18 protein-coding genes are annotated in these 22,615 nt (G+C 46.6%); all 18 read left to right on the forward strand.

The window, feature by feature from the left end:
* Nucleotides 1-2: 2 nt before the first annotated feature.
* The 18 genes from DFP85_RS00450 to DFP85_RS00535 all read left to right on the forward strand — a co-directional run bounded on the left by DFP85_RS00450 (nucleotide 3) and on the right by DFP85_RS00535 (nucleotide 22,614).
* The gene (locus DFP85_RS00450) at nucleotides 3-2,000 is read left to right on the forward strand and encodes a polysaccharide biosynthesis protein (RefSeq protein ID WP_133633859.1); all 1,998 of its coding nucleotides are present in this window, start codon (nucleotides 3-5) and stop codon (nucleotides 1,998-2,000) included.
* A gap of 10 nt (nucleotides 2,001-2,010) precedes the next feature.
* Nucleotides 2,011-2,964 (forward strand): phytanoyl-CoA dioxygenase family protein, encoded by a 954-nt coding sequence (locus DFP85_RS00455; RefSeq protein ID WP_166644559.1) that lies wholly within the window; start codon nucleotides 2,011-2,013, stop codon nucleotides 2,962-2,964.
* A 31-nt stretch (nucleotides 2,965-2,995) separates the two neighbouring features.
* Nucleotides 2,996-3,829, forward strand: a complete 834-nt coding sequence (locus DFP85_RS00460) for a phytanoyl-CoA dioxygenase family protein (protein WP_133633863.1) — start codon at nucleotides 2,996-2,998, stop codon at nucleotides 3,827-3,829.
* Nucleotides 3,826-4,713 (forward strand): GNAT family N-acetyltransferase, encoded by an 888-nt coding sequence (locus tag DFP85_RS00465; protein ID WP_133633865.1) that lies wholly within the window; start codon nucleotides 3,826-3,828, stop codon nucleotides 4,711-4,713. The genes DFP85_RS00460 and DFP85_RS00465 overlap by 4 nt, the downstream gene beginning before the upstream one ends.
* 8 nt (nucleotides 4,714-4,721) lie before the next feature.
* The gene (gene purN / locus DFP85_RS00470) at nucleotides 4,722-5,429 is read left to right on the forward strand and encodes a phosphoribosylglycinamide formyltransferase (protein WP_133633867.1); all 708 of its coding nucleotides are present in this window, start codon (nucleotides 4,722-4,724) and stop codon (nucleotides 5,427-5,429) included.
* Nucleotides 5,430-5,477: 48 nt separating this feature from the next.
* Nucleotides 5,478-7,196 carry a CocE/NonD family hydrolase gene (locus DFP85_RS00475; RefSeq protein WP_133633869.1) on the forward strand — a complete coding sequence of 573 codons (1,719 nt, stop codon included), beginning with the start codon at nucleotides 5,478-5,480 and terminating at the stop codon, nucleotides 7,194-7,196.
* Between the two features lie 117 nt (nucleotides 7,197-7,313).
* Nucleotides 7,314-8,183: an ATP-grasp fold amidoligase family protein gene (locus DFP85_RS00480; RefSeq protein WP_133633871.1), complete on the forward strand. Its 870-nt coding sequence runs from the start codon at nucleotides 7,314-7,316 to the stop codon at nucleotides 8,181-8,183.
* Nucleotides 8,184-8,211: 28 nt separating this feature from the next.
* Nucleotides 8,212-8,892, forward strand: coding sequence for a P-loop NTPase family protein (locus DFP85_RS00485; RefSeq protein WP_133633873.1), 681 nt, complete (start codon nucleotides 8,212-8,214; stop codon nucleotides 8,890-8,892).
* 136 nt (nucleotides 8,893-9,028) lie between these two features.
* Nucleotides 9,029-9,967, forward strand: coding sequence for a glycosyltransferase (locus DFP85_RS00490; RefSeq protein ID WP_133633875.1), 939 nt, complete (start codon nucleotides 9,029-9,031; stop codon nucleotides 9,965-9,967).
* Nucleotides 9,968-10,043: 76 nt separating this feature from the next.
* Nucleotides 10,044-11,369: a hypothetical protein gene (locus DFP85_RS00495; RefSeq protein WP_133633877.1), complete on the forward strand. Its 1,326-nt coding sequence runs from the start codon at nucleotides 10,044-10,046 to the stop codon at nucleotides 11,367-11,369.
* A gap of 41 nt (nucleotides 11,370-11,410) precedes the next feature.
* Nucleotides 11,411-12,292, forward strand: coding sequence for a glycosyltransferase (locus DFP85_RS00500; protein ID WP_166644560.1), 882 nt, complete (start codon nucleotides 11,411-11,413; stop codon nucleotides 12,290-12,292).
* A 664-nt stretch (nucleotides 12,293-12,956) separates the two neighbouring features.
* Nucleotides 12,957-13,643, forward strand: coding sequence for a hypothetical protein (locus DFP85_RS00505; protein ID WP_133633881.1), 687 nt, complete (start codon nucleotides 12,957-12,959; stop codon nucleotides 13,641-13,643).
* 44 nt (nucleotides 13,644-13,687) lie between these two features.
* Nucleotides 13,688-14,866, forward strand: a complete 1,179-nt coding sequence (locus DFP85_RS00510; RefSeq protein ID WP_133633883.1) for a glycosyltransferase family 4 protein — start codon at nucleotides 13,688-13,690, stop codon at nucleotides 14,864-14,866.
* A gap of 377 nt (nucleotides 14,867-15,243) precedes the next feature.
* Nucleotides 15,244-16,308 (forward strand): dTDP-glucose 4,6-dehydratase, encoded by a 1,065-nt coding sequence (rfbB, locus tag DFP85_RS00515; RefSeq protein ID WP_133633885.1) that lies wholly within the window; start codon nucleotides 15,244-15,246, stop codon nucleotides 16,306-16,308.
* Nucleotides 16,309-16,310: 2 nt separating this feature from the next.
* Nucleotides 16,311-17,180, forward strand: coding sequence for a glucose-1-phosphate thymidylyltransferase RfbA (gene rfbA / locus DFP85_RS00520; protein WP_208108420.1), 870 nt, complete (start codon nucleotides 16,311-16,313; stop codon nucleotides 17,178-17,180).
* Nucleotides 17,177-18,301: a DegT/DnrJ/EryC1/StrS family aminotransferase gene (locus tag DFP85_RS00525; RefSeq protein ID WP_133633889.1), complete on the forward strand. Its 1,125-nt coding sequence runs from the start codon at nucleotides 17,177-17,179 to the stop codon at nucleotides 18,299-18,301. The genes rfbA and DFP85_RS00525 overlap by 4 nt, the downstream gene beginning before the upstream one ends.
* Nucleotides 18,302-18,448: 147 nt before the next feature.
* Nucleotides 18,449-20,761, forward strand: a complete 2,313-nt coding sequence (locus DFP85_RS00530) for a polysaccharide biosynthesis tyrosine autokinase (RefSeq protein ID WP_133633891.1) — start codon at nucleotides 18,449-18,451, stop codon at nucleotides 20,759-20,761.
* A gap of 50 nt (nucleotides 20,762-20,811) precedes the next feature.
* On the forward strand, nucleotides 20,812-22,614 hold the full coding sequence (locus tag DFP85_RS00535) for an ABC transporter ATP-binding protein (RefSeq protein ID WP_133633893.1): 1,803 nt from the start codon (nucleotides 20,812-20,814) through the stop codon (nucleotides 22,612-22,614).
* The last annotated feature ends 1 nt before the right edge of the window (nucleotide 22,615 follow it).

Here is a 22,615-nt window from a genome sequence, read left to right on the forward strand (position 1 = left end):
TCATGTCGGTGTCAGGATGGCTCGAGGCACTGGTGCGGCTGCCACGGCGAACCAAGCGCTGGCTGCTCAGAGTAGCGGACATGCTGGTGGTGGCCGTGGCCATGCTCATGGCTCTCCTTCTGGTAGGCGATGCACAGACCTTGCTGCAAGGACGAACCAGTGCCGTGATGGTCGCAATGGTGTTGGCCACGCCGCTGTGTTTCGAGATGCTGGGCATCTATCGCGTCGTGCTGCGCTACATGAATCGGCGAGTGATCAAGGCCATGACGGCTGGGGTCGTATTCGTCGCCGGGGGGCTGCTGTTTCTCGACCTGATCACGGGGCGTCCTTTCGCCATGCGGGTCGTGCCGGTGTTCGCCATCCTGGCGCTGCTGGGTATCGGCGGGTTGCGGCTGGTGCTTCATGAGCTCTACCAACTGAGCTGCAGGACCCAGCGCAAGCCAGTGATCATCTACGGTGCTGGGGCGGCGGGCTGCGAGCTGGCACGTGCCCTGCAGCAGGGTGGACACTACTGGCCGCGTGCCTTCGTTGACGACTGGCGAGGGCTTCAGGGGTCCCTGGTAGAAGGACTGCGGGTTCATCGGCCCGATGAGTTGGCAGAGTTGGTCGATCGGCTGGACGTAGAGCTGGTGCTGCTCGCGACACCCAGTGCCCCGCGCTGCCGACGCAGGGAGATACTCGAGAACCTCGCCGAGCTCTCCATTCCGGTGCAGACCATACCAGGCACGGAAGACCTGGTGTCGGGTCGCGCCTTGGTCAATGACACCCGTAACGTGGCTGTCGAGGAGCTTCTCGGACGGGAGCCCGTCCCGCCTTTTCCTGATCTCATGGCCCAGGACATCCAGGGGAAGGTCGTCATGGTGACAGGGGCTGGTGGGTCAATCGGCTCGGAGCTTTGTCGCCAGATTCTACTGCAGCAGCCCCGGCGCCTGGTGCTCGTCGACAGCTGTGAGTTCGCGCTTTACTCCATCGAGCAAGAGTTGCTGATGGCAACGACTGGCGGCCCCGGATCCGTCTGTCGGTCTGCATTGGTGTCCATCCAACAGCAAGCATGTCTCGAGTCGCTGATGCGAAAAGAGGCAGTACAGACGCTCTACCATGCTGCCGCCTATAAGCATGTCCCATTGGTGGAGAGCAACCTTATCGAGGGCATCCGCAACAACGTATTCGGGACCCTGGGCCTGGTAAAAGCCGCCGTGGCAGCCGGGGTGGAAAGTTTCGTGATGGTCTCCACCGATAAGGCGGTGCGGCCCAGCAATGTCATGGGGGCAACCAAGAGGCTGACCGAGTTGATCTGTCAGGCCTACGCCAGTCGCTATCCAAGGGAGGTGGCGACGCGGTTTTGCATGGTGCGCTTCGGTAATGTCCTCGGGTCCAGTGGTTCGGTGGTGCCTCGCTTCCGTGAACAGATCGCGCAGGGTGGCCCGGTGGAGGTGACCCATGCCGAGATCACGCGTTACTTCATGACTATTCCCGAAGCGGCACAGCTGGTGATCCAGGCCGGAGCCATGGGGGAGGCCGGCGAGGTCTTCGTGCTGGACATGGGGGAGCCCGTGCGGATCGCGGATTTGGCCTTGAGCATGATCCGGCTTTCCGGCCTCGAGGTGAAGAGTGCGGAGAGTCCCGGTGGCGATATCGAGATCCGATACACGGGCCTGAGACCCGGCGAGAAGCTCTACGAGGAGTTGATCATCGGGGATAACGCCAGTCATACACGCCATCCTCGCATCCTCACCACTCGGGAGGGCTACTGGCCCTGGGACAAGCTTGAGCCCTTTCTGGGCAGGCTGGAAGCAGCAGTCGCTGCTAACGATGAGCAGAACATCATCACCCTCCTGAAACAGGCTCCCCTGGATTATCGGCCAAACACCTCAACCCCTGTTCTCCTGCCCTGTAGCCAAGAGCTTTTACAGGTGGGTGAGGGATCAACGGCCAGTGCGGCAGTCAGTGGTGACAGGGTCTGGTGTGGCATCGGCCATGTCGCCAGATCCCGTATTTGATAACCGGTCCATGATCAACGAACAACAGACCTTCGCGAAAGCCAGCAAGCATCCAGCGGCAGGGCATAAATTGATAGAAGAACATGTGGAGAGGGAAATGAAACAGTCATTAGCATCACACACTGTCGACGGAACTGATGATATGGGAAGTACCATCAGCTCATACATCAATTCTATCGAATCAAACGGATATGCATACATACCGCAGGCATTCAGCCGAGCAGAAATCGCAGAGGCGAAAGGTCTGGTACAGTCCTGGTTCGACAAGACGGTGTCAGAACAATCGGAGAGAATGCCCCGCCTGAACCGGGACCAAGCAATGGTCTACAATCTTCAGAACAAGGAGATTGCATTTATCAAAATGATGATGGGAAATGACACCATCGAGGCTATCTTGAAGCATTTCCTCAATGACCAGTGGTTCACGTCGCTTCCTCCTGACTCACCCAACTATATACTACGGTCGTTTCTCGCACGTAGTAGCAATCATCAAATGCCAATGCATATTGATTCCTTCGTGCCCTACACAGGTTCGCATCCCTTTATCATGCAATGCTCCATCTTGCTGGAAGACCAGACAGAGAAAAATGGCTGTACGGTAATTGTGCCAGGCTCACATCGTTCCGACAGGTATGCATCACAAGAGTCCTTCAACGATGCAGTTTCTATTGAAGCACAGGCCGGAGACTTGCTTTTCTGGGACAGTCGGATATGGCATGGCGCAAGAGAGAACCGCACCAGCGGCACTCGCTGGGCGATGATCGCGACATTTTGCCGATGGTGGATAAAGCAAGCCTTCGATATACCAGGAAACCTTCCTCAAGAAATATACGATCAGCTCACTGACAGCCAAAAAGCGGTCATGGGTTACTGTTCGGTACCGTATGACAATGAACAATACGGAATCGATATGAAGAGAAGTTACGACTTGCTCCCCAAGCGAGTTGGCGACTACAAGATTTGAAAGATCACTTCGTTTAAAAGGTGGTTAATCTATGAAATCGCTCGATATTGGAGATGTACGCGAACTGATCGCGAAGGCTGATGATAAAGAACTCTCGATTGATATATATCGGGAAGTAGGTTTTTTTATCGTACGTAGGGTGATTCCTCAGAGCTTGATAAAAGAATGGCAGGCGGAATGGAAAAGTTTTTACGAAGAAAAGCTTGCAAACAGCCGAACCATAGATCCCTTCAATCCCGTCCATGTGCATGAGGCACTTCCACCTGTCTTGGCGGATATTCACAAATGTGAAGAGTTGCTGGATGTGATGGAGGTACTTTACCCGGATCTTGCACTTTTCATGCAGCGTTTCGTTATCAAGGATCGCTCAAGCAGAACCCCGGTATTTGTTCATAATGACTTCTGTTACGACTATGGTTGGCCTGAAAAGACGACTGTTTTTATCCCGCTGAGCGTATCGAACAGGGATAATGGAGGCATTTCCTTTTACCCTGGAACTCATCATTTCGGCTACTTGGGTGATGCAGGAGAGGTTAATACGGAAATTCTGGACCCGGATTGGCCTCTTATCTGCCCATCATTGCAGCCAGGTGATATAGCCTTATGTCATACCTGCACATGGCACTGCTCACCGCCACATGCAGGAGGCCCGGACAGGGTCCTGGTCCAGGCTACTATGCAACCATCAAGTGACCCGAGTAGTACGGAACTGCTTCGAGGGGAGTGGAAAGCGAAGTACCGACTGAATACACTGCCGCGGGAAAAATTCTTCAAACGCTCGCGTTCGACCCGACTACGTGAACTTCAGGCTCAAGTGAATCGTTTCGAAGAGACTGCCTGCACAGATAACAAGATACACGTATGAACTCGGGCTACATGCATCCGCTATATGCGGAGTCGTTCAGGGAATTTGGCAACCCCTATGAGCTCGAGCATAGTGGGGGATGGGCGTTAGAACGCGCCATACCGAATACGGATCGCCATGATGCCATAGGACTATATCCTCTTTTCTGTTGTAAAGCCTGGTCCGCACTAGGGCGAGATTTGGAAGCAAAGAGAGGGCAATGGGTTTCATTTTCCATGGTCACTGATCCATTTGGAGGCTATAACAGGTCAATACTGGAAGAGACTTTCGATTTTGTAATGCCTTACAAGAACCACTATGTCGTAGATACTAGCCAGGCGTTGGAGAAGTTTGTATCAAAATCACATCGTGCTAATGCGAAGCGTGCCCTGCGAAAGATGGACGTTGAAGTATGCACTGACCCAACATCCTATATTGAAGAATGGATAAAACTTTACAGCGTGCTTGCCAAGAAGCATGACATCAAGGGGTTAAGTGCCTTTTCGCGAGACGCCTTTGAAAAGCAACTGAAAGTACCAGGCATAGTCATGTTCAGGGCAGTCAGTGGTGGCGAAACGGTGGGACTGGATCTTTGGTATGTCCAGGGTGATGTCGCTCAAGGCCATCTAGTGGCCTTTAATGGAGAAGGGTACACACTGGGTGCCTCCTATGCGACAAAATGGACAATGCTAGAATATTTTTCGGGAAAAGTTGCATGGGTAAACTTAGGAGGTCTGCCTGGCGGGGGTGACGAGTCATCTTCTGGCTTGGCTCATTTCAAGAAAGGATGGGCGAACACGACGAAAACAGTATATTTCTGCGGGAAAATTCTTGACAGACGAGCATACAACAGCCTATCGAGCGGTACTTCGAACACTACATTCTTCCCGGCTTATCGGGCGTGAGGTGGTTCATGAGCAAAAAAAGCCCAAGATTCATCTTTGTCGTATCAACGGCCGGTTCTATCATGAATCAGGTACTGGAAATTGCCTCCATACGAGAGGTTATACATTCAGTGGTAGCTGATCAGCAATGCCCTGCCATCGAGAAAGCTCGAAAACATGGCGTTCCTGTGACTGTTTTTGATGTAGCGTCCAATGATGAATTTTGCGATGAGCTTTGTAAATATATGGATAAGCATGACATAGACTATGTGCTGTCCTTCTATACGAAGTTTTACACAGAAAAAATTCGCGAGAAATTCAAGGATCGAATAATCAATTTCCACCCTTCCTTGCTCCCGGCTTTTAAAGGTATGGATGGATTTGGTGATGGGATTGCGTATCACACAAAAATAATTGGAACGACTGTGGAATTGATCAAGGATGTAATGGATGAAGGGAAGATTGTTATGCAATCTGCGTGTGCTGTGGAACCAGGGCAAGCCAAAGAAACAATGCGTCATCGGATATTCGTCCAGCAATGCAAGACACTCATACAGGTAGTCCAGTGGATCAAGGAAGACAGATTAACTGTTCATGGAAACAATGTCAGTATCAGAGGGGCCTTCTACCATGACATAGAATTTTCCCCGAGCCTGGAATCGAAAGAGGCAATCAAACTGGAAATTCCTGGGCCAGCACCCCATGCATCCGCTACTGGTCTCAAGGCGTTAGCCTAGATTGCAACAGAAAGTCGATAAATGCTTTAAAGTCTAAGGTTGCCAATCGTGCAACGCTGGTTCTTATTAATAATCGTCATACTTATGATGTTGGTGGCTGTATTCAAGATGCGATACCAAGCTGCCGCTCCTGTGCCGACCATGGAAGGCATGGTCGAGATGCGTGATGGAGTTCAACTATTTACAAGGGTCTGGTTGCCCAAGGGCAGTAGCGAGGACAGCAGACGATTCCCTGTGGTGATGACGCGTGGCTATCGGGCTGGAGATTATAGCGATGCAGAAACATTCACATCTCACGGTTACGCCTATGTGGGGCAAGCAACGCGAGGCCATGCTCCATCCGAGGGTGAGCTAAATCGGTTCTTTGATGATGCTGCAGATGGCTACGACACATTGACATGGATCAGTAACAAGTCATGGAGTGATGGCAATATTGCGATGTATGGGCGTTCATATTGGGGTGCCACTCAATGGCTGGTGGCACCAACGCAACATCCCAACTTGAAAGCAATTATACCACAAGGTATTAATGCTGATCTATGGCAGTGCGTTTATCGATGCAATGGAGCGCTCTCGTTGGCCATGACTGCATCAAGCCGCGCATATGAAAATGCCAATCAGGCTCGTCGCTACGGATGGAAGAATCTGTATAACTTCTTGCCACTCATCGATCTGGACTTGGAAGTATCAAAGACCAGGAATCGGCTCTGGCGCGATTATGTTAGCCATTCAACTTACGATGACTTTTGGAAAGAAATTAGCCTCAGGGGTAAATATCATAAGGTAAAAATCCCGGTATTCATGATGTCGGGTTGGTATGATTATTATGCTGGTGCAGTGTTCGACAATTATGAAGCCTTGCGCGACAGTGGAAATGTGTCTGATATTCGTATAGCAATCAACCCCTCAGACCATTTAAATCGCGTGGTTGGTGACAGGGATTTTGGGCCAGACGCATCTAAAATCGATATCATGCTGGCTATCGAGTGGCTGGACCATGTGATCAAGAAAATCGATAATGGCATGGAATCAGAACCACCCATCAGGATTTTTACAATGGGAATCAATGAGTGGCGCTTTGTAGACGAGTGGCCATTACCCAACACTGACTTTACTCCGTTCTATTTCAGCAGCCCTGATGGCTCGAGATTTGGCACGCTTGGAACCTCTCTTCCGGAGAACGAACCAGCCACCACCTATCTGTACAATCCAGATGACCCGGTTCCGACACTCGGTGGTAATCACTCATTCCTAGGGAAGGATCACCCCGAACTGATTAGTGTCGGCGCTGTCGATCAGCGGCCGAACGAGAGCCGCAAAGATGTTTTGGTTTTCACCAGTGCTCCTCTTGAAAACGATCTCGAAGTGACAGGGCCTATCGAGATTATCCTCTTTGCCGCGAGCTCTGCCAAGGATACGGACTTTACAGCCAAGCTGATAGACGTTTATCCAGATGGCACAGCTTATAACTTGACTGAAGGAATAATTAGGGCAAGGTTCAGAAAATCCATCTGGCAAGCCCCGATCCTGTTAACACCAGGACAAATATCTCGATATACACTAAAGCTTCAGCCAACGAGTAATGTTTTTCTCCGCGGACATCGAATCCGGGTACATATCACGAGCAGTAATTTCCCCCTCTGGGACCGCAACCCTAATACAGGAAATGAGCAGGGTATGGACGACAAAATGGCAGTGGCCGAGCAAACCATACATCATAGCAAGGCATATCCCTCACATATAATTCTTCCCTTGATATTTAGATAAATTACGCTTTCTCTGGTGAAATACTCTAACTTTAACAAGATTTTTTATCCTGTCGCTAACAGCCAGTCTTGTCACGATAGATGTGGCCAAAGTTTCAACCTGAATCGGGAGCTCATTATGAAGGCAAAGCTTATTTATCGGCTAGTGACAAGATCAATTCTAGGCCCCATTGTATATGAGAAGATTCAATTCAGGCGGCATACGGGGTATTGGTGCGACCTTAAAAGCCCGAAAACATTCAACGAAAAAATCTGTTGTAGAAAAGTAAGCCGGGATATGAAAGATGCTGTGATGTTGCAAGATAAGGTTGCGGTCAGGGAGTATGTAAAAAAAACTGTTGGCGATGAATATCTTACCAAATGCTTCCAAATTTTAGAGGAACCTGAAGACCTCGACTATAATGCACTGCCGGATTCATTCGTCGTTAAAGGGAATGACGGATGCGGACCAGAAAGCCTTCTTATAGTAAACGACAAAAAAAAATTCACAGAAAAAGACATTAGGGAAAATATTTCACGAATACTTCGGCGTCATGATAATCCATTGAAGCGATTTTATCTTTATTCCAATGAGTGGTGGTATGGAATGATCAAACCGAAGGTGATTATCGAAGAGCACCTTTTGCCTGGTACCGGTAATGTGCCACTTGATTACAAGTTCTTCGTGTTTCATGGGAAAGTACAGTATATCCAGGTTGACTTCGGACGCTTTGTTAACCATACACGATCATTGTATGATACTGAGTGGAGGCGTCAAAATTTTAAACTAGGATATCCAGTAGGACCAGACGCGGCTAGACCCACTTGCCTCGAAGAGATGATTCGTATTGCCGAACAGCTTGGTAGTAATTACGATTTTGTAAGAGTGGACCTGTATCAGGTTGAGGACGAAAGGATCGTGTTTGGCGAAATAACCATTGCACCATCCCTGGGACATGCAAGGTTCGAACCTGTGTCGTGGGATCGAGTTTTTGGGGATTTGTGGTAATAACTATTTCCAGGAGATTAAAGATGCAATGAAAGCATCAGTCGATAACTTTCTTTACAACAGGGCCGGGTTCAAAGCGTATCGGTGCTCAAAATCCACCAACCATTCCATCGTGATTGATTTAGTTGGCCCGCCAGGTATCGGGAAAACATACTTGATCAAGAGTTTGATCAAGAATTCAATATTGACATCACGACGTCTGAAGGTCGGTAAGGAAAAGAAAGAATGTGCATCACGGGCTCGATTGCTGTCCATTGCGGCTAACGAATTAGACGACATTGACATATTGCAACGAAAAGCGATCAAGATTCTTTATGATCTGAATATGCATGAATTCCCAGCTACTGTGTTAGTGGACGAAGGGCTCAGCCATCAGTTTACCAACGAGCTTTGTCTCCTTTCAGAGTTATATCCAGATGACTTCAGGGCTATCATGAATAATCGGGCAGTGATAAACCTTACAGCAAGTCCAGAGATGATAAATGAAAGGATAAAGAGAAGGTCAAAGACTAAAGGACAAACCCTGAGCTACCATAAAAACATGACATGTGATGAATTGTCGTTATTTAACATTGAAGTAATGGGTCGGCGTGCAATGTTAATACGTCGGATGAAGGAAAGCGGGTTTCCTGGCCTGACTATAGATGTGGATAAGGGGTTGGACGAAATAATCAGTGACATAAATAATTTTATTCTCGATCTTCAGTAGTGGAGAGTTCAAGTCAATATTATTTGCCGAGAGCTGGCCGTCTTTGCTCATCGGTTTCCAAAGCGAATAGTATCAGTATTCACAGTTCTTTGAAATTTTTATATTGGTGCTGTAAATTTTACAGGCGGTGAAACCGATGATTAAGAATGAAAAGGATATCATGGAATCATGGAGTGGCGATATAACTCAGCCGCTTGTCAGCATATTATGCATAACTTACAATCACTATGGGTATATCTCCAGAGCAATAGAATCATTCTTGAGTCAAGATTTGCGATCTCCATTTGAGGTAATCATCCATGACGATGCCTCAACGGATGGGACCTCCGATATTATCAGAGCCTATCAGTCGCAATATCCTAATATCGTAAAGTCTATCTTTCAAGAAGAAAACCAGTTCTCAAAGGGGCGAGTAGTTTTCGATATTGCTCACAAAAAAGCAATTGGGAAATATATAGCTTACTGTGAAGGCGACGACTACTGGATGGACCCCCAAAAAATAAAGTTACAGTGTGCATATCTAGAAAACCATCCCCATATATCCGTCACATCGCATGATTCATTTTCCATGGATCAGGAAGGCCATATTATAACTCAATCCCGGTTAGCCAGAAAACATCACAGGGATTATTCTGCACAGGAGATGGCGACAGGAAAGGCATGGATGCTCAATCTCACAATGGTTTTTAGAAATATTGATTTTGGAGATATTCCCGAAAGAGGGAAAATAAAAAATAATGACAAGTTTCTAATATCTTTACTGGGAAACTATGGTGGCAGTCATTTCCATAGTGAAATTCAACCCGCATGCCATATTGTGCATCCTGATGGAATGTGGAGTGGATTGGACTTGAATACTCGTCACGAAGAACAAATTAATTCCTGGTATTGGATCTATAGATATTACAAAAGAGTTGGAAAAGATGAATATGCTTATGCCTTCTGGATCATGTATTTGAGAAAGGTGTTTTCGCTCACCTCTCGCAAAACCCTGTCCAAGGAGTTCTTGATCCGAATATTGAGACTTCGAGACATTAACCTGTTTGTCAAAAAGTTAAGGTGGCATGGTGAATGACTTGCGTTGGTATCTCTAAGAATGATCTCAATGATATGCATTATGTCCGCGCCACCATTGTTGAAGAGTAAAAGACATGACTGACGGCATAAACCTGGAGTATTCTGAGCGGCCATTATTTTTGCGAATTGTATCTATCGTGTCATTGCCAGCTCTGATAGCCTTGGTTGCTGTCATGGATACACGACTTGCTGTATTTCTGGGGTTTGTCTTTGCAGTCCTGGCTTCGGGGTTCTCACCATTATACGGTTTTCCAATTATATTGGTCGGCTCTGCACTGAATAACATAGATTTCATCTTTGGACTCCATTTCGGATGGATACTTATTTCTGGCTGTGGATTGGGAGGCGTTGTTCATGTCTTGCTGAGGCGAGACATATTTCTTGTTTATACAAGTATTGCAGTGCTTATTATTGTTTTTATCGTGCTTGAGGTAAGCGTAGCACTTTTTGATGGAAGTGGTCGCCTTGATCGTTTAGCCGCTTTGCTTACCATCCTGATATTCATCGCTATTCTCGGAGGATCTCGGCCCGCCGAGTTTGTACGAGGCTACATTCATCCTGATGCGACACGGGCACTTATTTACATCATGGGAAGTGTTGGTATTATACTTTTCTTTTCAACATTGAGCTTTCTCTCTACACAGGATATTAGCATGTCTCGGGATTATGAGCTTGGTCTCTCGATTGGAGATACTGAGTCTTCTCCACGATCCTTATCTAATGTGCTTGGGCTTGTTGTAGTCACATGCATGGCTGGAGTAATTACATACAACGCGAACTGGTTTGATAAACTGATGTGGACGGCGATGGGGCTGATCGCTTTTATAGGCATGTTCTATACTGGATCTCGCATGCCCGTAATTGCAACGGGATTTGGCTTGGCTGTTGCAGTTTTTACCCAGTTGATCTTCTTTGGAAAAAAATTGCCGGTCAAAAATGTTATCATTGCAATGTCAGGTGTCTCTCTTATTTCGATTATTATATATTCACTAGCCATTTATGGTCCTGGTGTTCTTCCGTTCGTTGATGATAGCGTTTCTGATTTTCGTCTTTTACGTGCACCTACTATTGAATCGAATACCAGGCTGGACCTGTGGCAAGAATATTTTCACGATGCCAGTGTGTTTCAACTGTTATTTGGAAGCGGCATAGGCTCAATGGGTAACCCTCATTCATTGTTTATAGGAACATTGGGTGCCTTTGGTTTCGTCGGGGTAACCGCACTGTTCTTTTTCATTTCTAGTTTGGCCATTCAATCCATAAGAAATCATTCCATCATCGCATTGGCACTACTCGGTTATGCCTTGTTGGCACTGTCCTCTTCATCAGATGTCGACAAGTCTTATTTCTGGGTTATGGCTGCGGTTGTAATTCTATTCATCCGGTTATCAAGAGTATAAATATTGTCGCGTTATCATGGGGTATGAACGGAGTGTATATTATGGCAAAAGAGTTGGGTGTCGTTTATCTTGCTTTGGGTCGCCCTTATCTGGCGATGGCACTCTTGTCGGCCGAAAGCTTGGTAAGACATAATCCAGATATGCCATTCACGATCGTCACTAACATAGCCCATCAGCCACCAGACGTAAAATGTTTTCGAAATGGTTTTGATAGCTGGATATATGTCGATGCCGATGTGGAAAGCAATCGCCACTTGAAAACCAGGATCTTGGCTTATAGTGAGTATGAAAAGGTCATCTTTCTTGATTGCGATACTATCGTCATGGGGAATCTATCTTTGGCTAGAAAAATACTCGAATATTTTGATGTTTGTTTGAGGCTGAATCGCTATCCGCAAAAAAGAAACGGCAAAGGTGACGTTAAAGTACTTGGTGATTTAAGGGTTAGTGACTTGCCTCATTGGAATAGCGGAGTCATGTTGGTAAGAAACAATGCTACAGGGAGAAAATTCTTTGAAAAATGGAATGAAAAATATGTGCAGATTTGTAACAAGTATGATCAAGTCGCGCTTGTTCCAGCCATCTTCGAAAGTGATGCGCGTATCCTTTCACTTGAAGACAGGTGGAATGCAACAGACCCGGGATTTGGTAGGGGCAGGTGGAGGAAAGAGACCCTGGTATTTCATTACGCAACAAATATATGTAATAAACTTTTTCATAAGATCATCGAATATGACGAGATGATTTTCTCGGACCCATCCTGTGCTAACCAGACACGCCAGTTCTTAGAAGCAAAAAGAAAGTTGAAACGATCACAGATGAGCCTGATGAGATACTTGGTAATAAATGCCATGTGGCGCATCTCTTCACCGGCAGGGTTTATAGAAAAGTCGAATCCACGGGCATTGAAGAATCGCTTGTAAAAACTCTCGTTATATTAGCCTGCCATCGATTTCTTGCTGTAATCCTGAAAGCGATGACCTATAGTGCCTGTTCTAGCACATTTCCGCCCCGGCCTGGCCCAGCGACTCGAGCCGATGCTGCCAGATGCATGCTTTCTTCAAGGACCGGAAGAAGCCCTCGACGAGTCCATTTTTGTTCTAGGTACAGGACGCCGTGAAATTCTGGATGCGGCCTTAGGCCTTTACCGTCGAAATATTATAGTACCGACGATAGTCTGTTGTCAGAGATCGCTACCGAAAATCTCTCGCGTGTCACTGTCCATGATCACCGCGAAGCCGGCTGGCTGTTCCATTCCACATCACACCAAGGCCGGTTCGGTAGCTCAGCGCTCCATAGGGCTCTCCAGGACCAGGTGTGCCTGCAGTTGCCTTACGGGTTCTCGTCCTCGTCCTCGTCGAGCGTGTGGCACCCCTTCTGAAGCGCGCAGATCCGCGAATGGGCCTCTCACCGTGCTCCCGTTGGTTTACCGAATCTCGGTCTCAAACTGCTCGCGGATGTCCTTGAGGCGTGTTTGGACCCGATTCTCCATGCTCTTGTTGCTGAATGAAGGCCCGTAGACAGTTTCTGGCTGCGATGCTCCGTAGAACATAATTCCTTTATAGAACCGTATCGATAGGCTTACACATGGCTTGCATCATTGAGTTTACCGGTAAACCCGGTTCCGGAAAAACGCACTACTGCAGAGAGCTTGTTAGGTGCACTGGTGAAGAGAGTATTCATGATCGAGTCAAAGTGATGTTGTTCAGCGGTCAACGGAAATTTAAATATCCGTTGAAGATTATCTCCTGTTTCGAGTGTCTAGTTGCATCAAGGGCTCGTGCATTAAAGATTGTAAAAATAATTAATAATGCACTGTCAGGGGTAAACAAAAGGAGGTTGGTTTCAACTATTGTCAACGCGGCATATATCGACTTCAACCTGCGTCGAGCCCTTCGGGATCATGATATAGTCATTCTTGACCAAGGCTTCGTTCAGCTATGCTGGGCAAATATTCATGACAAAAACATTGAAGAAGTTAAGTCCGTGCTACAAACGCTTTACGAGCCATATGCTGATCACGATGTTTTGATTTCCTATATTCATGCGTCTGGAGAAGTCTTTGAAGCTAACGTGGCTACCAGGCCTGACCTATTGGATAAATGTAATTACCAAGTTGACTCCTTTGATGAAGCCAGATTTTTAGGCTTGGTTGGGGATGCCTGCATGACGAACCGACTTGATTTGATCAGACTCCATAATAATAATTATGGTAGTGCCGATGTTGGGAGGGTGTTTTCTCGGATCGAAGCGGCTTGCTGCGCTAGTCAATGAGTCTATTCAGCCACGCGTTTGTCTTATACGAATAGGTCTGCCCTATGGATTCAAGTAAAGTAAATTCTCAGCCAGTGGTCGTGACGGCGATAACATCACATGTGAGTGCAGTCCTGATCAGGGGGCAGTTAAAGTATATAAAGGATAATAATTTTTTACCAGTTCTGGTCTCATCACCAGGTCAAAGTGTCAGAGACCTTGCTGCCGTTGAAGGGATACAGCTCTACGAAATCCCTATGGAGCGTGAGCCCAGTTTCTTTAAGGACATTGGTTCCTTGTTTCGTTTGATCATGCTTTTCATTCGGCTTCGTCCCGCTATTGTCAATGCGGGAACTCCGAAAGCCGGTGTTCTGTGCATGATAGCTTCTTTCGTTTGCCGAGTTCCTGGAAGAGTCTATACAATAAGAGGATTTCGCCATGAGTCATTATCTGGTGTTCGCTGCTGGCTGATGAAATGTTGCGAAAAGTTATCCTGCACTCTATCTAACAAAGTTATATGCATCAGTTCGAGTGTTGCCTTGCAGGGGCTAAATGAAAAAATATTGAAGGAGGGGAGCTATCAACTGAACGGGATAGGCAGCAGCAATGGCTTGAACTTGGATAGGTTTGACCCTACGCGCACGGACTTGATTCCTGTTAACAAGTTGAAAGAAAACATTGGTTTCAAGAATGACAATTTCATCATTGGTTTTGTCGGTCGAATTGTTGACAGAAAAGGGGTGGACGAACTCGTTGATGCATTCTTGAGACTAAACTCTCAATATCCCCATACTCGACTTCTTCTTATTGGCCCCTATGAGGATGAGCAGAGCGTTTCGGACGTCACTCTCGACAGAATAGAAAGCCACGTAAATATCACCAGTCTTGGGTCCGTAGAGGATGTCGAGAATTATTATCGCATAATGGACCTGTTTGTTCTTCCCGCCCATTGGGAAGGATTCGGAAATGTGCTTATTGAAGCGGCGGCTATGGGCATTCCTGTCATCGCATGTAATGTGAATGGAACCAAAGATGCAGTATCCGATGGGTTTAATGGCATGCTTGTACCGCCGAAAGACGTAGATGCCCTGCACGATGCAATGAGGTCTTACATCGTTGACGGTGATCTCAGGTGTGAACACGGCCGGAATGGACGCCTCTGGGCGAAAAAATTCAGTAATGTCGTCATCTGGGAAGATCTTCTCAAGTTATATCGGACATTGTTGACCATCAAGAAAGCTTGACGTATACCCACTTATCTTTTCATCCATAGTCGTATTAGTGATCTTAAGCTCATTACACACTGATCTCCTGCCAATATGGATAATCCATCTCGATCTCTTGCAAGGACTTATTGATAGTAGATGAGCTTTTTATATGGCTGTCGTAGTTCGCTAAGTATGAGAAAAATAGTGTACGCAAGAAATAGTATAATAATGTAACATTGTGTTTGTGAGAATGTTTCGCTTTGTATTCTCAGGCTTCGTCTCAGAACTTATTACTTGGTGATGGCTTCACTCATGATTATCAAAGAAGAAATTCCAGGGACCATTGGGCTCGAGCGGTAGCCATTCCCGTTGACAGGCTACCGGGCCTCACTTCCATAGGGATTAAGAATCTCATGAGATACTTGCTGACAGGCGGCGCAGGCTTCATTGGATCATCAGTGATTCGGCACCTCATAGCCAATACTTCCCATCACGTTGTCAACGTAGATAAGTTAACTTATGCAGGAAACATGGAGTCTCTGCTGGAAGTATCGAATAGCTCACGCTACGCGTTTGAGCGCGTAGATATCTGTGATGCTGAAGAACTGCAAAGGGTATTCTCTACGTACAAACCTGATGTTGTCATGCACCTTGCTGCCGAGAGTCATGTCGATCGCTCAATTGATAGTCCGTCAGCTTTTATTGAAACAAATATAATTGGTACCTATCATTTGCTTGAAGTGTCAAGGCGCTACTGGCTGAAACTCAGCGCCGCGAAGAGAGTAAGTTTTAGATTTTTACATGTTTCTACGGATGAAGTGTTCGGTGATCTCGGTCCAGCCAGCGAGCGGTTTACAGAAACAAGCCGATATGCGCCAAGTTCACCGTATTCTGCTAGTAAGGCGAGCGCAGATCATCTGGTTCGTGCTTGGCAACGGACTTATGGTTTGCCGACTCTCATCACAAACTGCTCGAACAACTATGGCCCTTATCATTACCCTGAGAAGATGATTCCATTGATGATATTGAATGCCCTGGAGTGCAAGCCGCTACCCGTATATGGACAAGGCCTGCAGGTGCGTGACTGGCTCTATGTGGAAGATCATGCTCGTGCACTTTGCACAGTGATGAAAAAGGGGAAACCTGGAGAAACCTATAATATTGGTGGAAATAATGAAAAAAAGAATATTCAAGTTGTCGAGGAAATTTGCGACCTACTGGACGTGATACATCCAGCCTCCCGACCATACCGTAGTCTGATCGAATATGTTGATGACCGGCCTGGGCATGATTATCGCTACGCCATTGATCCAGGAAAGTGCCATTCAGAATTGGGCTGGTCACCTCGTGAAACATTTGAATCAGGATTAAGGAAGACTGTCGCGTGGTATCTTGAAAACCTTGAATGGTGCCGGCGAGTACAAGAAGGAAAATATCAAAGGAATCGACTTGGAATTTCAGGCGCGGAGGTAGCATGACCATGAAAGGTATCATTCTTGCAGGAGGTTCCGGTACACGGCTCTATCCCATAACGATGGGCATTTCTAAACAATTACTCCCCATCTATGATAAACCAATGATCTATTATCCATTGTCCGTGTTAATGCTGGCTGGTATTCAGGATATCTTGATTATCACCACGCCCGACGAACAGTATTGTTTCCAGAGGCTTCTGGGAGATGGCAAACAATTTGGGCTTAACCTTTCCTATGCTATTCAACCTAGCCCTGATGGCCTGGCCCAAGCGTTCATTATCGGAGAGCATTTCATTGGAGGTGATAGAGTCTGCCTAGTGCTAGGCGATAATATATTTTACGGCCAAGGATTTTCGCCCTTACTCAGAGAAACAGCTAGCCGTACTGATGGAGCCACCGTGTTTGGATATCTTGTAAAGGATCCAGAGCGCTTTGGTGTCGTAGAATTCGATGAAAAGAGACGCGTTATATCCATTGAAGAAAAGCCGGAAAATCCTAAATCACGCTTTGCGGTTACAGGTTTATATTTTTACGATAATGATGTGGTTGGGCTTGCCAAGCAGGTAAAGCCTTCAGGTCGGGGAGAGCTGGAAATTACATCTATTAACCAGAGTTATCTCTCTAAAAAAAGCTTGAAAGTTGAGGTGCTAGGTCGTGGTTTTGCATGGTTGGATACGGGAACGCATGAGAGCCTCCTTGAAGCCTCCCAGTTTGTTGAAACAATTGAAAAGCGACAGGGATACAAGGTTGCATGCCTTGAAGAAATTGCTTTTAACAATGGTTGGTTGACGGTCAATGACCTTACCAAAGCCGGTAGTTGCCTTTCAAAGAACGGTTATGGTCAGTATCTTCTGGATATAGTGAGTGAGCTATGATTCCTGTCGTCCGCCCTTACCTCCCTGACCGAAGAAAGCTTGACTCATATATTGATAAAATATACCAAAGTAATCAGTTGACAAATAATGGTGGGCTGGTCAAGGAGTTGACCTCAAGGCTGGAAGAATATCTCGGTGTAAAACATCTTCTTTTGGTCAACAACGGTACTCTAGCACTCCAGGTTGCCTATACAACCTTCGGCCTAGGGGCGGAAAAATGTGTAGAGGAAGCCATAACCACTCCGTTTACCTTTATTGCTACAGCGAGTTCATTGAAATGGCAAGGGATCAACCCCGTATTTACAGATATCAATCGGGACACTTGGTGCCTGGATCCAAAGTGTGTGAAAAAGGGTATCACTGACAGAACCCGCCTACTAGTTCCCGTACACGTTTTTGGAAACGGTTGTGAAGTTGAGGAGCTGGAGAAGATTGCCCAACAGTATGGTGTCAAGGTTATTTACGATGCAGCACATGCGTTTGGTGTAAAATATAATGACAGAAGTTTACTCGCTTACGGTGATGCTTCCGCTGTGAGTTTCCATGCGACTAAGCTGTTTCATACGATAGAAGGTGGTGCCATTATCTTCAAAAACCCCGAAGACCATGGTTACGCTTCAGAGATAATCAATTTCGGCATGACAAAAGATTCAAATATAGAGTCTCTCGGCATTAACTGCAAAATGAATGAATTCCAGGCTGCCATGGGCCTCTGCGTTCTTGAGGATATTGATAACATAATCGCCATCCGTGAAGAAATATTTTACCGATATAAGAAGGTCTTGACTGACTGGGTTGGATTTCAGGTTCTCAATGAAAAGGTTACAATGAACTACTCATATTTTCCTATACTGCTATCTAGTGAGTCTGAGGTGGTAAGCGTACGAGACGCCCTAGAGTCTAATGGTATCTTTCCAAGAAGATATTTCCACCCTTCCTTGGATACGCTGAATCTACCTGGGTTTGATAATAGTCATTGCGACATCTCAAGAATGGTTTCTCGGCGTGTTCTATGCTTACCCATGTTCTTTGGGTTAAGTAACAGCCAGGTAGACACTATTTGTTCAATTGTTAAGTCGGCCTTGTCAAGGACGCCTGTGATTGACCAACCATGTTTTTAATATCAAATGATAAATTTTGTGTGTTTTAAGCACAACGAACTGGCCGGCCCTAAAGTACTATTCCATAGCTATTATAATTCGACCGGTGCATATTCTGCTTCTACTTCCTTCTGAGAAAATGCAAAAATACCTAAGCGCGGGGGCACCATGAAAAATTCAGTGAACCAACACTATGCAGAGATAGACCTCGGGCGCCTATTCGGGCTATTGATGGATCACAAGTGGCTAATCATTTTTATAACTTTCTTGTTTTTTGTTTTCGGTGCAATTTATGCGACTCTCGCAACACCTATCTATAGAGGTGATGCACTAGTTCAGGTTGAACGCCGTGCCAGTGTAAATCCGCTTGAACAGATGTCTGCAGTCGCTCGCGGTGATGAGCGCGAGAGCAGTACTGCTGCTGAGGTTCAGATACTTAAGTCACGCATGGTGCTGGGTCGCGTTGTAGATCGCCTTGGGTTAGATACAGAAGTTGTACCCAAGGCTCTGCCACTTATTGGCAGTTATGTCCATCGGATGGATATACCTAGACCATCGTTTGCCAACAATGACTTTGTGCTTGCCGGCTCACTTCCTGACTTTTTGCAGAAATATGCTCCCTTTCCGGACTTTTTACAAGAACATATTCGTCTTCCAAGCTTCCTCCAGACTCAATCTGTAGTTTGGGGAGGTGAGGAGCTCGAGCTTGGACGCCTGGAAGTGGCTGATTATCTTCGCGGTACCCCGATTATCCTTACTACTGGTGAAGACGGGCACTATTCCCTGAGCCTTGGCGGAAAGACACCTAGAGACGTTGGCGAAAGTCAGGTTGGTGAAATTGTCAATTTCTTAGATGGTGATATTAAACTGCGGATTGCCTCACTGGAAGCTCCTGTGGGTGCCCAATTTACACTCTTGAAGCACTCTCGCGCCTTGGCTATACGAAATCTGGCTAACCGCTTTGATGTGGCGGAAGTAGGTGGATCACGTGATGCGAGCACCGGTATGCTCAAGCTTATGCTCACCGGTGTAAATCGAGAAGAGATTCAACGCTCGCTGAATGCAGTGGCAGAAACCTTTCTCAATCAGAATGTTCAGCGTCAATCTGCCGAAGTCGACGAAAGTCTAGCATTCCTGGAAGAGCAGGCACCTGCTCTTAGAGCACAACTTCGTTCTGCCGAGGATAGCCTTAATGAATACCGATCCAACCAGCATAGCGTCGACTTGACCTCTGAAGCACAGGCAGCTATTGAACAGTTTATCCAGCTAGATAGTCAGTTAAATGAATTGGAGTTCAAAGAAGCCGAATTGGCTCAAAGGTTCACGAAAAACCATCCTGCCTATCAGTCTTTACTTCGTCAGAAGCGACATCTGGAGTCTGAAAGAGCAGAACTTAATGACAGAGTTGACGATCTTCCAGAAGCACAACAGGAAGTAGTCCGCCGTACCCGAGATGTAGAAGTCACTCAAGCTATCTATGTCAATGTGCTTAATCGTATGCAGGAGTTACAAGTCGCCCGTGCTGGTACTATAGGCAATGTACGTATCATCGATCACGCCCAAGTAGACGCTAGGCCGATCGAGCCCAAGAAGCCCAGAGTCGTGATGCTGTCGACTATGTTAGGTGGCATGTTGGCAGTTAGTCTAGTTCTGGTTCGTGGAGTTTTGAATCGTGGAGTTGAACTTCCCGAGCAGCTTGAGGAAGCTGAGTTACCTGTCTACGCAACCGTGCCTTTTTCTAACGAACAAAAAAAGCTTGTCAAAAGGGTCAAGCATCGTCGAGATCGACATGCTTTTGATGTGATGGAAGACTTACTGGCCGAGCGTGTACCTACCGACATTGCGGTAGAGTCACTGCGTAGTCTTCGTACCAGCTTACACTTCGCTATGCTCGAAAAGAAAGATAATCGATTGGTGATCACCAGCCCAACTCCGAATATCGGAAAGAGCTTCATTTCTGCCAATCTGGCTGCCATTTGTGCGCAGGCTGGCCAACGAGTACTGCTAGTTGATGCTGATATGAGGCGAGGGCACCTTCATCATCTATTCAATGATCGCAGCCATGGTGGGTTGTCCGAACTGTTAGTTGGTGATTCCCACTCTCATGATATTATTCGTCACAGTGGAGTTGAAGGCCTAGACTATATTTCCCGTGGCCGAGTTCCACCCAATCCCTCTGAGCTACTTATGACATCATCATTTAGTCATTTTTGTGATGAGGTTTCTGAGCTCTACGACCTGGTTATTTTTGATACGCCGCCAGTTCTTGCAGTCACGGATTCTTCCGTCATAGGAGCACTGTGTGGTACTTCCCTGCTCGTCGTACGCTTCCAGGTAAACCCAGTTAGGGAGGTCCTGCTGGCTGTAAAACAGCTCGAAAAATCCGGAGTTAAAGTTAGCGGTGCCATTCTCAACGCAATTGAGCGGAAAGCTGCTAATCGTTATGGTTATAGCTATGGTTATAATTACAAGTACAAGTAAAGCAAAGGCACAATACGTACACTGATCGCCAAACCCCAAGGATTTTTGTCATGCTCCCAAATCTCAAGGATCTTTACTGCCTGCTAACAAGTGGACAGCGGAAGAGACTGATAGGCCTGCAGCTGCTTGTTGTATTAATGGCCTTTGCTGAAGTGGCTGGTGTGGTCGCAATTGGTCCCTTCATGGCCATAGTCGGTGATATGAGCCAACTGGAGGGTGAGGGAGTTATCGCTCGGTTTTACGTATTGTCAGGTTTTCAAGACCCTTCGGATTTTGTTTTCTGGTTTGGGGTGTCTGTACTTTTCATTCTTATCATGGCTTCTTGCCTGTCGATGTTTACAGTCTGGAAGTTGTCAATGTACGGTCAGCAAATTGGAGCAGAGCTCAGCACTAGACTCTATCGACACTTTATGCAGCAACCATGGCTTTTTCATGCCGGAGGCAGCAGTGCACAGTTGACGAACAAGATATCTCAGGAGTGTTCCAGGATAACAGACAAGATCATTGCTCCAATAATGAAAATGAATGCTAAGCTTGTCATGGTTCTATTCATGTCATTGGCAATTCTGATATATAATCCTTTGGTAGCTGCTACAGGTGTTGTCGTTTTCGTCTTGGTGTATTTTACCCTGTATAGAACTGTGCGGCGCAAGCTAGTATCAAACGGAAAGGCAATTTCCCAAACGCAACGTGAACGTTTCAAGCTAATGGCAGAAGGTTTTGGCGGTATCAAGGATGTATTGTTGCTTGGTCGTCAGTCGGTTTTTAATTCCCGCTTTGAAAAGTCTAGTCGTTCTTTAGGGCGTGCTAGAGGTACTACAAAAGCATTGTCTGAGGTGCCTCGCTATGCCATGGAGATGGTGGCCTTTGGCTCAGTAATATTTCTTGTTCTTTATTTGCTATCTGCACATAGAGGAAACCTGGGGGATATACTGCCAGTGCTGTCTGTTTTCGCTTTAGCGGGACTCAAGCTGCTACCTGCCTTTCAACAGATCTATACCAGTGTCGCTACCATTAGAGGCAACCTGGCAGCCTTTGACAGTATTCGCGAAGACCTTTTCAATAGTCGCCAATCTCAAGACGATGATGGGCTGAAAGAAACGCCTAGAGCCCATGTGGACCTTCATGGTGAGATTGAACTACGCGATATTGTTTTCCATTATCCCGGTAAGTCCGAGGCTGCACTTGATAAGCTATCATTGATTGTTCCGGTAAACAAAGTGATCGGTTTGGTTGGTGCCTCTGGGTCAGGGAAGTCAACAGCAATAGATATTATACTTGGTTTGATTGAGCCGGATAGTGGTGATTTGCTGATCGATGGCGAGGCACTCACTGAGTCATTGTTAAACTCTTGGCAAAACAGTCTTGGCTTCGTTTCCCAGTCAATCTTCCTTGCAGATGCCAGTATCCGTGAAAATATAGCATTTGGATTGCCAGATGAAGAAATCGATGATCAACGCGTATTGCGAGCAGCCAGAATGGCTCGCCTTGATGAGCTTTTATGTGAACTCCCGGAGGGAGTGGAAACTCGTGTGGGTGAGCGTGGCATTCAGCTATCTGGTGGACAACGTCAGCGTATCGGCATTGCCAGGGCGCTTTATGATGACGCTAATATCTTGATACTTGATGAGGCCACCAGTGCCTTGGATGGCATTACCGAAAAGCAGGTTATGGATGCTATTCATGATTTTTCAGGCAATAAGACTATCATCATGATTGCTCACCGCCTGGCTACGGTACGGAAGTGTGATTGCATTTACCTCATCGACAAGGGACGTGTCATCGATTCTGGCGTATATGATGAACTTGTTGATCGTAATACAATTTTTCAACGCATGGCAACTCATGCCTGAG

The organism is Halomonas ventosae (assembly GCF_004363555.1).
Lineage (GTDB): Bacteria > Pseudomonadota > Gammaproteobacteria > Pseudomonadales > Halomonadaceae > Halomonas > Halomonas ventosae.